The sequence below is a fragment of the Adlercreutzia equolifaciens DSM 19450 genome, assembly GCF_000478885.1.
GTDB classification, from domain to species: Bacteria; Actinomycetota; Coriobacteriia; order Coriobacteriales; family Eggerthellaceae; genus Adlercreutzia; species Adlercreutzia equolifaciens.
Genome location: NC_022567.1, coordinates 865514 through 877747, shown reverse-complemented (window position 1 = coordinate 877747; position 12234 = coordinate 865514). Strand labels below are relative to the sequence as shown.

The 12234-nt window shown below is 63.7% G+C and carries 9 protein-coding genes; 3 read left to right on the top strand and 6 right to left on the bottom strand.

Features of this window, described 5'->3' with window-relative positions:
• From AEQU_RS03320 to AEQU_RS11780, 3 genes are read right to left on the bottom strand one after another with little or no spacing between them, the layout of a single operon-like run.
• The gene (locus tag AEQU_RS03320) at positions 1-1050 is read right to left on the bottom strand and encodes an NAD-dependent epimerase/dehydratase family protein (RefSeq protein ID WP_022739511.1); all 1050 of its coding nucleotides are present in this window, start codon (positions 1048-1050) and stop codon (positions 1-3) included.
• A gap of 9 nt (positions 1051-1059) precedes the next feature.
• Positions 1060-1776, bottom strand: coding sequence for a 2-C-methyl-D-erythritol 4-phosphate cytidylyltransferase (gene ispD / locus AEQU_RS03315; protein WP_022739510.1), 717 nt, complete (start codon positions 1774-1776; stop codon positions 1060-1062).
• Between the two features lie 23 nt (positions 1777-1799).
• Positions 1800-3689 (bottom strand): CDP-glycerol glycerophosphotransferase family protein, encoded by a 1890-nt coding sequence (locus AEQU_RS11780; RefSeq protein WP_022739509.1) that lies wholly within the window; start codon positions 3687-3689, stop codon positions 1800-1802.
• A 167-nt stretch (positions 3690-3856) separates the two neighbouring features.
• Between AEQU_RS11780 and AEQU_RS03305 the strand changes: the two genes are divergently transcribed.
• Complete coding sequence (locus AEQU_RS03305; protein ID WP_022739508.1) at positions 3857-5962, top strand: DUF6541 family protein; 2106 nt, start codon at positions 3857-3859, stop codon at positions 5960-5962.
• Here AEQU_RS03305 and AEQU_RS03300 read toward each other — a convergent pair.
• A complete protein-coding gene (locus AEQU_RS03300) occupies positions 5956-6705 on the bottom strand; it encodes an ABC transporter ATP-binding protein (RefSeq protein WP_022739507.1) in 750 nt (249 codons plus the stop codon). The two genes, AEQU_RS03305 and AEQU_RS03300, sit on opposite strands and share 7 nt — an antisense overlap.
• On the bottom strand, positions 6695-7504 hold the full coding sequence (locus AEQU_RS03295; protein WP_022739506.1) for an ABC transporter permease: 810 nt from the start codon (positions 7502-7504) through the stop codon (positions 6695-6697). Before AEQU_RS03295 ends, AEQU_RS03300 begins: the two co-directional genes overlap by 11 nt.
• 254 nt (positions 7505-7758) lie before the next feature.
• On the opposite strand from AEQU_RS03295, the gene AEQU_RS03290 reads away from it, so the two are divergent.
• Both AEQU_RS03290 and AEQU_RS03285 read left to right on the top strand, forming a co-directional pair.
• Positions 7759-8883, top strand: a complete 1125-nt coding sequence (locus AEQU_RS03290; protein ID WP_022739505.1) for a CDP-glycerol glycerophosphotransferase family protein — start codon at positions 7759-7761, stop codon at positions 8881-8883.
• Between the two features lie 9 nt (positions 8884-8892).
• Positions 8893-10941, top strand: coding sequence for a DUF6541 family protein (locus AEQU_RS03285; protein WP_022739504.1), 2049 nt, complete (start codon positions 8893-8895; stop codon positions 10939-10941).
• Positions 10942-11077: 136 nt separating this feature from the next.
• Here the strand turns inward: AEQU_RS03285 and AEQU_RS03280 are convergent, their stop codons facing one another.
• The gene (locus AEQU_RS03280; protein ID WP_084280391.1) at positions 11078-12220 is read right to left on the bottom strand and encodes an MraY family glycosyltransferase; all 1143 of its coding nucleotides are present in this window, start codon (positions 12218-12220) and stop codon (positions 11078-11080) included.
• Between the last annotated feature and the right edge of the window lie 14 nt (positions 12221-12234).

Below are 12234 nucleotides of genomic sequence, written 5' to 3'. Positions count from 1 at the left end.
CTAGTCCTCCAGGTAGGCCATGAGGTTGCGGTACATGCCCGGCAGATCCTGGGTGGGCTCCCAGCCTAAGGCCCGCAGCCGCGACACATCTAAGGGCAGGTGGTGCTCCGGCGGGAAGGGCGCGTCGGGGTCAATATCGCAGCGCACCTCCACCGCGCCGCCGGGCGCCAGCTGAGCCACCATCTCGGCCATCTCGCGCACGGAGGAGTACGTCTCCGGATTCGCCGCGTTGTAGGCCGCCCCCGGCTTGCCGGCCAGCATCACCGTCATCAGCGCCGCCACGGCGTCGGCCGTGTACAGGTACATGCGGGTGCTCACGCCCGTTGTCTTCAGCACGATGTCCTCGCCGGCCAGGGCGTTGCGGGCGCACAGGGCGAACAGCCGCGCGTCGGCTTTGGGAATGCCCGGGCCGAACGTCTGGGCCAGGCGCACCACCATGGCCGGCACCCCGTACTCGGAGGCGTAGGCGCAGCAGTACTGCTCGGCCATGCGCTTGCCCTCGGGATAGCAGCTGCGTACGCGCATCGGGTCCACGTAGCCTACGCGGCTCTCGTCCAGCAGCGGCTCCAGACCGGGCCGCTCATTGCCGTCGCCGTAGGCCTCCATGCTCGAGGCGTACACGACGCCGGATGAGCCCTTCGCGCGGGCGAGCTCGAGCACCCGCCGCGTGCCCAGCACGATGGCGTCCGCCGTTTCCACGGGATGCTCGGCGAAGAACCGCGAGGCCGTCGGGCAGGCCGCGTGCACGATGTAGTCCACCGGCCCCTCGGGCCAGGGGAAGCCCTCCACCGCGCCCACGGCGAACTCCAGCCCGTCGGCCTCGCCGTAACCCGCGAACACTTTCCACGCCCGAGCCTCGTCGCGCACGAGGCAGACCACGCCGATGGGCGCTCCCTCCCCCAGCCGGTTGCGCTCCAGCAGAAGCCGCGCGCAGGCGAACCCGATGAGGCCCGTGGCCCCCGTGATGAGCACGCGGCGCCCCTCCAGTTTCTCCCAGGGCAGCGAAAGCGCGCGCGCCTGCTCGCGCGATTCGGCGGTCAGATCGAACATGGAATCCTCCTAGAATCCGAAGATCTCCGAGCTCTCGCGGGCGTCCACGAAGGCACGGAAGATGTAGAAGTCCGACGGCGTGGTGATCTTGATGTTCTCGGGGCCCGTCGCCACGGTGTGCAGCTCGTGCCCGTAATGGCGCATGAGGCTCGCCGAGTCGATGAACCCCTCCTCGCCATCGGCCCGAGCGCGGTCGTGGGCGTCGATGAGCTCGCCGATGTTGAAGCACTGGGGCGCCTTGGCCAGCCGGCAGGCGCTGCGGTCGATGATGTTGGTCACCGTGCCGCCCTCTTCCTGCACGATGGTCTCGATGGCCGGCGTCACCGACACGGCGTTGCCGTGGGCCGCCACCGAGGCCACGCACTGGGAAATGGTCTCGTCGCTCACCAAGGGCCTGACGCCGTCGTGCACGAGCACCGTGTGGCCGCGCCCCACGGCCGTCTCCAGGGCATCCAGCCCCCGGCGGATCGATTCCTGCCCCGTCGCGCCGCCGGGCACCACGTCGATCACCTTGGCAATGTCGTAGTGCGAAAGCTTCTTCTTCAGGAAGGGGATCCAGTCCTCCAGGCACACCACCACGATGCCGTCGATGTCCGGGTGGTTCTCGAACACCTCGATGGTGTAAAGCAGGATGGGTTTGCCGTGCAGCTCCAGAAACTGCTTGGGCCGCGTCTTGGTGTTCATGCGCTGGCCGGTGCCCCCGGCAAAGATGAGTGCGTAGTTCACGTGTCCGGTTCCTTCCCGACGCCTCAGTCGTCGCTATCGTCGCTATCGTCGCTATCGTCGCTGTCGTCATACCCGTTGTACTTGTCGAGCTTGCCGTTGCGGACCTCCGGCCGAACCCGCGTCGCGCCAGCGCAGCGCACGCCGGGCACGTCCTCGCCCAAAAGCACCGTGTCTATCACCCGGTCGGCGGCGTAGCCCGTTCCCTCCAGGCAGCGGTCGATCATCGACGGGTCCGGCGGCACGGCGGCATAGCCCGCCGTCTCCAGCACTTCCACGAAGGCCGGGAAGGTGTCGCACACGATGCCCGGCGCCATGTCGTCCACCGAGCGCTGCACGCCCCGCGTCGCCGAGTACTCCACCTTGTCGGGCACGTAGAAGACCACCGGCTTCTCCAGAAGCAGGCAGTCGTAGAAGCACGACGAGTAGTCGGTGACCAGCACGTCGGCCACGGAAAGCAGCTCGCTTAAGCGCTCGTCGGACAAGTCGAACAGCCGATCGGCGTACTGGGGCGAAATCTCGGGGCGCTCGTCGATGAAGTGGTGCATCTCGAACACGAAATAGGAGTTCGTGCGCTCGCACATCTCCCACAGCGCCCGATAGTCGATGAACGTGTCATAGGGGTAGTAGGCCGTCTTCTGGCCGGCGCCGCGGAAGGTGGGGGCGAACACGATGACGCGGCCCTGGCTCATCCAGGGATACCGCCCGAGCAGGTCCTCCCTCGCGCTCGCCTGCCGATCCGCATCCAGGAAGTGGTCGAGCCGGGGCATGCCCGTGGCCAGGAGCGCCTCCTGCTCGATGCCGAACACCTCAGCGTAAATATCGCGCAGCTGCTCGTTGCCCACCAAAGCGTAGTCGTAACGGCGATGGGCCGACTGGTAGGGATCCGGCGAGCCCGAAATGCCGAACCGGGCATAGCCCACCGATTTGAAGCCCACGCCGGCATGCCACACTTGGGTGAGCACGGTATCGCGATCTGGCTCGATGAAGTTGAAAACGGGGCAATAGTCGTCGATGAAGATGTAGCGGCTGCGGGCGATGGCATCGATGTCCTTCAGCCACGCTCCCAGGCTCTGGCGGGACGTGAACGTGTTGCGGTAGCGTTCGATGACGGGAAACGCCTCTTCCAGCCCGCGCTCGACCATCCGATCGCGCACGGCCGCCAAGTTCTCCGTGGGTTCCTCGCCGTTTTCCTTGAGGAAAAGTACCGTGCTCTCTTTGGGCCGCAACAACTTGCGTGCGAAGTGGTAGTACAAGCGGAAGGCGCGCTTCTCCAGCTGGCGGAGGCTGAAACGGCGCGTACGGGGCGTCTTGTTCTTCACGTAGTAATCGACGGCCAGCTTTACTATGAAGTAGTCCGTGGCATCGGTCTCGGGAAGAACGGAGGCGGCCATCGAATACTTCCCCTCGACATAGCGGAACACCCGGGATAGGTCGCGCATGCGCTCGACAAGCTCTTCGCGGTAGGCGATGCCATGGGTGTCGAAGGGATGATCGCGCAGGTCACGATCTACCTGCCCGTCGTCGAAGGGAAAACCGGCGTAATCCACGCCGCTGCGCGCCAGCCGCCGTCGCTTCAGGGTGCCCAGCTCGCCCCAGAGACGCTTCTTCGCCAAGGCGATCTGGTAGGGGGCGTGCTCGCGCGCCCAGGCAAGGTTCGCCTCGGCGGGGCTCACCTGTTGGCAGAAGATCCACTCGCCGTCGCCCAGCGGCTCGCGACCCAGACCCTGGGTGAGGTTCATCGTCGCATGAACCACTTCGTCCGAGGCTCCCTCGCCTCTTTCGCGCTCCTCGCGGAACGAGGCGAACTGGCGCGACCGTACGCGAAAGAGCTTGAGGGAGCCACCGTCGTCGGTGCGGTAAGTCACCCGAAGGAACACGCGCTCCCAAGAGATGTCTTCGATTACGATGGCCACGGCTTCCTCCGTCTCTTTTGCAAACGACGTAATGATACCTCTTTGGCAAGTGAGGTCATGCTATTATGATCTACTTGGAATTGCGGGCGGTATAAAACCCACAACTCGGTCGATTGATTCCCTCCCCCGTCGAGGGCTCTACAGCAAAACGAGGTGCCTACATCCCCATGTGGAACTCATTTCTCTTATGCGCGCTTATCATTTTGACAGCCCTCTATCTGCCGGGATACCTGTTCTTCCGAGCGCTGCGCCTCTCGCGGTTGTTCGCCTTCGGGTGTGCACCCCTCTACACGCTCGCCCTGTACGCGGCGCTGCCCATCGTCTACGAGAAGTGCGGGATCTTCTGCAACTGGGCGATCCTCGTCCTGCCGGCCCTGCTTCTCGCCATCGCCCTTTTGCTCGTCTTCAATCGGCAGGGAAACCAGGAGTACGGAAATCCCTGCATCGATAGGCCCTGGCTCATTCTCTGCCTATACCTCGCCATGGGCCTGGCCGCCTGCTGGTTCATCCTCGTGTCGGGCCTGGGCGACTTCGACACGTTCTACAACCGCCACGACAATTCGACGCACCTGAACGCCATACGCGCCTTCATCGATTCGGGTAACTGGTCGTCCGTAGGCATGAACGTCTACCTCACCTCGCCGGACAACGCCCAGCCCTTCGATTCCAGCGCCGTCTTCTACCCGAGCGCCTGGCATGACGTCGTCGCCCTGGCCGTGTCCGTCGTCAACTGCCCGGTGGCCGTGGGCGTCAACGCGTTCAACGCGGTCATCACGGGCATCGTCTACCCACTGAGCATGTACCTGCTCATGCTGCACCTGAACAAGGGCGATCGCCTGGCCATCCTCGCGGGCGCGTTCGTGACCCCCGCCTTCAACGCGTTTCCCTGGTACTTCTTCCTGAAGGGCCCGCTTGTGGGCAACATGCTCTCCTACGCCATCGTGCCCGCCGTGTGCGCGGCGTTCATCGCGCTGTGCAAGGCGGCGCGCAAAAGCGCCGGATTCGTCGTCACCTTCTGCGCCGTCGCCCTCATCGCCTGCGTGGCCCTCGGGCTGTCCCAACCCAACGGCCTTTTTACCTTCTACATCTTCGCCGTGGCGTTCCTCGGGCATAAACTGTACCGCCTTTTGAAGCGGAAGTACCGCGAGCAGCGCCTGTCCCGCGCCCAATGCGTTCTGCTGTTCGGAGGCTTCCTTGCGCTCGTCGTGGTCCTGTGGTTCGCGGCCTACAAGGTACCCACGTTCCAAAGCGTCGTGAACTTCCGCTACAAGAGCGACAACGGCCTCGACCCCTTCAACACGCTGTACGACGTCCTCTCCCTCGGGCTCGTGCTGTCGTTCCCGCAGTGGCTCCTCGTAGCCCTTGCATTCGCCGGCATCTTGGCCCTTCTAGCAAAAAAACGCCCCTGGCACATTGTGCCGCCGGCGTTCTTCGCCGTGGCCTACTTCTTTGCCCGCGCGTTCTACGAGAAGGCGCCACGGCAGTACATCGCCGGCTTTTGGTACAGCGACCCCACCCGCCTCGCAGGAGGCTTGACCATCTTTCTCACCCCCATCGTAAGTTTGGGCCTCGCAATGACCCTGCGCCTCGTCGTCCGTCTCGTTAAGAGCCTCGCGAGTTCCGCCGGGCTCGTCGAACTTGACGAGAAGGCGCGCGCGGCCATCGTCGTCGCATGCCTCGCCGCGTTTAGCTGCTATGCCTATTTCCCCAACTTCACACCCAACATTTGGGAAAAGGACAACGTGACGCCCACCCCCATCGGCATTGTGAAGATGCGCATCGCCAACGAGTACGACACAGCCCGGGAGCAGGTGTACAGCGCCGACGAGCGCGCTTTCGTCCAGAAAGTCAAGGAGGTCATCCCCGAGGGGGCCCTGGTAATCAACCAGCCGCAAGACGGCAGCGTCTTCGCCTACGGGCTCGACGGCCTGAACACCTATTTCCGAAGCGCGGGCTCCTTCGACTACTCGGCCACGGCCGACGCCATCCGCCAGGGCATGGACAAAATCACCCTCGACGACGATGTGCGCAACGCCGTCGCCAGCACCGGAGCCGAGTACCTTCTGCTCCTCGACGAGGGGGTGCCCTACGACGAGGGCAAGTGGCTCACCACCTATCACGAGGGATACGTGCCCCTGTGGGCGGGCCTGAACAACGTGACCGACGAGACGCCGGGCCTCGAGCTCGTTCTGTCGGAAGGCGACGACATGAGGCTGTACAAGATCACCGCCACCGAGGACGAGGGCGCCGCGCAGGCGGCCGACGCTCAGTAGTTGTTCTCGTAGTAGGCGATGGCCTCCTGGATGGGGCCATCGAACTTTTTCGTGCCGTGATCGAGCACAATGCCGCGCGTGCAGAACTCCTCGGCAGCCGAGGAGGAATGAGTAACGAAGAGCACCGTCACGTTCTCGTCCTCCATGATCTCGCGCACCCGGGCGAAGCATTTCTCCTGGAACTTCTTGTCGCCGACCGACAGCGCCTCGTCCACCACGAGCACTTCCGGATCCGACGACACGGCGAAGGCGAAGCCGAGGCGCGCCTTCATGCCCGAAGAATAGGTGCGCACCGGCTGGTCGATGTACACGCCCAGATCGGCGAAATCAACCACCTTGGGCTCCAGCTGGGCGATTTCATCGTGATTAAGACCGAGGGCATGTCCGCGCAGATATATGTTCTCGCGACCTGTAAGCTTCGAGTCGAAGCCGGCCGTCAACTCCAAAAGGGCGCTCACCGTGCCATTGACCGTCACGGTACCCTTGGTGGGAAAGGTGACTCCCGTGATCATCTTCAGCGCCGTAGATTTGCCGGCGCCGTTGCGTCCGAGAAACGCCACCGCCTCGCCCTTGCGAATTTCAAAGGAAAGGTCGTTGCTGGCATCGATGCGCGTAATCTGTTTGCGCTTATCCGGCGTCCAGAAAACGCTCATGAACCGTTGGCGATCGTTCTCGAAAAGCTTGTAGGTCTTCGTAACGTGATCAAATTTGATAGCAAGGGGCGCATCGCTGCTAAAGGACATCGGCCACCTCCTCGCGCGTTCTCCGGTAAATTATGCACATAGCCACCAGCGTGACGAGGAACACGATGGCAAACCCCGGCACCGCGCCGGGCACATCCCAGATCCACATTTTGTCGTACACCGCACAGCGGTACATGGTCACAATGAAGGTGATGGGGTTAAACATGAGAATGGTCTCGATGGCGGGCATCTGCATGTTGTACACGTTGAATATGATGCCCGAAAGCCAGAACAGCGGCGTGGAAAGTGTCTTCACAAGGTTCATGAAATCCTTGCTGATGGCGGAGAGCAAGCTTGTCATGAGCGAGAACATGTCGAAGAACACGAACATGAGCACCATGGCCACTGGAATCTGCAGCAGATACCAGTCAAGTTTCTGCCCGTAGAGGAAGTACACCACAAGCAGCGCCGCCACAAGCCCGATCTGGATAATGAACGTGGAGATACCGTAAATGGTCGGAATGCCCGAAAGCGGAAACTTGATTTTGGTGACCAAATAGGAATACCGCTTGAATACATCGACGCCGGTTCCAAGCATCTCCTGCATGTAGAACCACGGGATGAGGCCACCCATGAGCCACAGCAGGTAGGGCAAGTCGGACCCTGTTTGATCAGCGCTGCGCAGCCCGACTTCCAATGCGAACCAGAACACGAAAATATAGACAGCTGGCTTGGCAAAGAACCACAGCGGACCCAGCACTGCGCCTGCCGACACCTTGCGCAAATCGAACAGTCCGAGGCTCAGAATCTGCTTGCGCCAAGCCCACTGCTCCTTCAGTATCTCGGAAAGCGTGCTCACAATCCCCTTTTCTCCCGGCGGCAAAGGCGAGTTCCTATTCTACCATTGACTTGCCGCCCTCACCCCGCCTTCACAGCATTCCCCCGTAAGCGCTTCCTCAATCCCTTTGAACTGAGGGGCGGGAAGGGCCGCATCCAGCGCCCTTCCCGCCTTTCCGCCGTTTCCACTATAATGGGGCCACTCACGGGTCCGCGCCTCCCCTCCCCTATGGGCGCCGCGCGAGGGCCCGCCCCCAACCCCGATGAAAGGCCGCCGTGAAGTCCCTCGCCGTGCGCATAGCAACCGCCCTACTTGCCGCCTGGTACGCCCTCTGCCGACTGCTGCCCGTCCGCGACCAGATCGTCTGCATCAGCCGCCAGAGCGACCAGGAGCCCGTCGACTTCCGCATGATCCGTGCGTACTTCCAGCGCGAGTGGCCCGGCTGGCGCGTCGTCGTTTTGGCGAACACCCTGAAGAGTCCCCTGTCCTATCTGCCCGTGATGATGCGCCAGGTGTTCTACATCGCCACGAGCCCCGCGGTGGTGCTCGACTCCTACTGCATCGTCGTCAGCCTGCTGGGCGAGCGCATCAAGGCGCCCGTCGTGCAGATTTGGCATGCCCTGGGCAACATGAAGAAGTTCGGCTACACGGCGTTGGACACCGAGGAAGGCCATAGCGCGGAGACGGCGGCCCTCATGCACATGCACGAGGGCTACGACGCCGTGGCCGTGTCGTCGCTCACCTTCGCCGAGGATCTGGCGGCTGGGTTTAACGTGGAGCCGTCCATCGTCTTCGAGGCGCCGCTGCCCCGGGTCGATCTACTGCTTGACAAAGGCAACCGCGCCGCCCAGCGCGCCGCCGTCGAGCAGGCCTGCCCCAGCCTCATGGGCAAAAAGGTCATCGTCTACTGCCCGACTTTCCGCAAAGCGGAGCCCGCCAACGAGAAGGAGGCCATGGCGGCGCTTCTGAACGCCATCGACTTCAGCCGCTACGCCCTCGTCTACAAGCCGCACCCCGTCAGCACCCAGGTGATAGACGACCCGCGCGCCATCCGCATTGAGGATCCCGCCATCGACCCTCTCTACCGCGCCGACTACGTCATCAGCGACTACTCGACGGTCATGTACGAGGCCGGACTGCTCGGCATCCCCGTCTTTTTGTACGCCTACGACTGGGACGACTACCATGAGAAGCGGGCATTCAACATCGATCTCGAGCGCGACGTCCCCGCGCTCTTCACCGCCGACGCCCGCGAGATCATGGCCGCCATAGAGGAAGGTGGCTTCGACCATGGCGCCTTCGACGCCTTCGTCGCGCGCAACATCGCCCTGCCAGAGAACGAAACGTGCACGGCCCATTTGTGCCGCCGCATCATGGATCTGGCGAGCGGACGGGAGTAGCGACGGGCCATGTGGACGAGCTTCTTCCTCTGCGCCGCACTGTTCGTCGGCATCCTCTACGGGCCGGGATACCCCCTGTTGCGGGGCCTGGGGCTGCGGCGGGCCCTCTGCCTGGGCTGCGCCCCTATCGCCAGTTGCATCGGCTACGGGCTTTTCGCCATACTGTGGGAAAAAGCGGGGGTGCCCTGCTTCTGGGGCAACGTGCTGGGGTCGGTCGCCTTGGCCGCCGCCGTCGTTGCCGCGGCGGGACACATGCTCCGCCGCAGGCGCGGGCAGGGCCTGAGGCGGCCCGTGGCGACGCGCGATCTGCTCGTGCTGTGCCTCTATATCGCCGTCGGCTTGGCCGTCTGCGGCTACATCTTCGTGAAATCGCTCGACACCCCCGCATCGTTCTACTGCCGCTTCGACAACCAGACCCACGACACCCTGCCCCGCGTCTTCATCGACACCGGCATCTGGTCGCCGCTGGCCACCTCGCTCGGCGCCGAATCGCTGGTATCGCCGCCGAGCTACTACCCGGCGGCCTGGCATATCCTGGCGGCCCTCGCATACTCGGCCACAGGCCTCGACCTCCCCGTTATCTTCAACGCCCTGAACACGGTGCTGTCCGGCATCGCGTACCCGATCAGCTCCCTCGCCCTTATGACCGTGCTGTTCCCCCGGCGCCGCGACGTCATATTGGCTGGGGCGGTTTCCACCATGGCCTTCGCCTGCTTCCCCTGGGTGCTCCTTCTGAAGGGCCAGCTGCTCGCGAACCTCATCAGCTTCAGCTTGGTACCGGCGGCCCTGGCCCTTATCGCGTCCTACCTGACCGGGCCTGGGCCCATACGTTGGAAGGGGCTCATCGTTTCGGCGGCCACCCTCGCCGTCTTCTTCGGCCTCGCCCATCCCAACGGGCTGTTCACGACCCTCGTGTTCGTCGCGCCGCTCGCCATCCGGCGCGCCGCCGATGCCCTGCGCGCGAGCCCACGTCTGTCCCCCGCTAACCCGCTGCGCCGCCGCTGGGTGGTGTGGGCCCTGGGATTCGCCGTCTGCCTCGTCCTGTGGCAGGCGATGCTGTACGCGCCGCCGCTGCAGCAGGTGGTGCTCTACGACAACGTCGGGAACTTGAACCTTACCTGGCCCGAGAGCTTCTACGCGGCCGCCGCCCTTTCCTTATATCCCAACCAACCGCCCCAGTGGCTGCTGTTCGCCGTGTGCCTTACCGGCGCGGCCGCGCTCTCTCGCCGAGGGCGCGGCTGGCTCGCGCTGCCCGGCGCCTACATGCTGATCGTATACGCGGTCTGCCGGTGCACCGAGGCGAGCTACACGCTGCGCACCTTCCTGGCGGGTTTCTGGTACAGCGACCCTTACCGCATCCTCTGCTGCGCCGAGCTGTTCCTCGTGCCGGTAGCCGCCGTGGGTCTGGCCGCCATCGCCGGCGCCATCGCGCGTCTCGCGAGCGGGCGGCACCGGCAAGTCCTCCTCGCCCTCGTCCTGGCCCTCTTCTCCCTTGCGAACTTCTCCCCCTGTTATATTCCGCCCGTGAAGGTGGAGCTCCCCAAGGGAGTCGAGGAGCCCCATTTCGTTTCCACCGAAGGAACAGCCATCGCCTTCATGCACTACCTGGTGACCGAGGGCTACGACCTGGGACAGGAGCAGACCTACAGCGCCGTGGAGGAGGCCTTCGTGCGTCAGGTGATGGGCATCATACCCGAGGGAGCGCTCGTCATCAACCAACCCCACGACGGCAGCGTTTTCGCCTACGGACTCAACGGCCTGAACACCTACTACCGCCATATCGACACCGGCGAGGAGACCGAGCAGAGCCCCATCATCCGCGAGGGTTTGGCCGCTATCGCAACTGACGAGGCCGTGGCCGAGGCGGTGGCCGCCACCGGGGCGCGCTACGTGCTGCAGCTCGACCACGACGTGTCGCTGGATACGGGGGTCTGGCTGATACAGACGAACGAGGACAACATGAAGAACTACGCCGGCATCGATGCCGTTGACGAGGCGACTCCCGGTTTCAAGCTGATCCTTAAGGACGGCGACATGAGGCTGTACGCCATCGAATAATGCATCTTGCCGCCGCACCAGGGGGGTAGTACGCTTCAATCTCTACGCATCGGACGTCATGTCCGTCAACACCTGGATCGGACGCTACCGCGTGAATGCCAATGAAATCTGGGGGGCACGCTAGGCGAAACCGATTCTACCGCCCATGCTGGCCGTACCAGCGGGGCTTGTCCTCCTGACGGGTGTGGCGGCCGTGGTAGTGGTGACGCAGCACTTGGTCGAAGATCCCCAGCTTCCACAGAATGAGGAACGACCCGATGAGCAGCACGACGATCACGATCCAAACCACAATGCCGTGGGAGCTACTCATGACCCACGCCCCTAAACCCAGCAGGGCCGTCCAAGCGTACACGATGAGCACGCTCCTGCGCACTCCCAGGCCCCGGCTGAGCAACAGATGGTGCAGATGCTTTCGGTCGGCCTGCTGGATGGGGCGGTGGTGGTAGAGGCGACGCGCGATGGCCGCCGCCGTATCCGCGATGGGTATGGCGGCGATCACGAGCGGTACGGCGAGCACGATGACCGTCGGCGAGCGCATGACGCCCATGAGCGAGATGACGCCGATCATGGCGCCGAGGAGAAGCGAACCGGAATCTCCCATGAAGATGCTGGCCGGCGTGAAGTTGTAGCGCAGAAACGCCAACGTGACGCCGAGCAGGATGATGGAGAGCATGGCCGTCTCCTCCATGCCGCGCCCGAACGCGATGATGAACAGGAAGAACGACGCGATGGTCGAAATGCCCGCCGCCAGGCCGTCGAGACCGTCGATGAGGTTGATGACGTTCATGAAGCACACGAGGTAGAGCACCGTGAGCGGATAGGCGAACCATCCGAACTCGATGTACCCGGGTCCCACGGGATTGGCGATGCTCGAAAGCAGAAGGCCCGATCCGGCGATGATCGTTGCCCCGAGAATCTGCCCGGCGAGCTTGACGCTCGGCTTCAACGAATACACGTCGTCAAGGGCGCCCACAAGCACGATGACGAGCAGGCCCACCATGACGCCGGGGTGGTTCACCGTGTTGTCGCCGTGCACATAGAATCCGGCCCACCCGAGGAAGAACTCGCCGGCCACTTCCACGAGCAACGCCACCGCAATACCAGCGGCCATGGCGATACCGCCCATGCGCGGAACGGGGCGCTTGTTCACACGGCGCGCGCTCGGGTAGTCGACGGCGTCCAAACGCAGTGCGAGCCTTCGCGCCAGCGGAACGCAGAGATACGTTACTGCAAAGGCGAGAAGGCCCAGCACCACGAAATGTCGCAGAGTTACTCCCACGCAGCTGCCGGCAG

What these genes read in the sequence shown, in the direction of transcription:
- AEQU_RS03320 (WP_022739511.1), bottom strand. Translation starts at nt 1,050, where the DNA reads ATGTTCGATCTGACCGCCGAATCGCGCGAGCAGGCGCGCGCGCTTTCG.
- AEQU_RS03285 (WP_022739504.1), top strand. Translation starts at nt 8,893, where the DNA reads ATGTGGACGAGCTTCTTCCTCTGCGCCGCACTGTTCGTCGGCATCCTC.
- AEQU_RS03300 (WP_022739507.1), bottom strand. Translation starts at nt 6,705, where the DNA reads ATGTCCTTTAGCAGCGATGCGCCCCTTGCTATCAAATTTGATCACGTT.
- AEQU_RS03305 (WP_022739508.1), top strand. Translation starts at nt 3,857, where the DNA reads ATGTGGAACTCATTTCTCTTATGCGCGCTTATCATTTTGACAGCCCTC.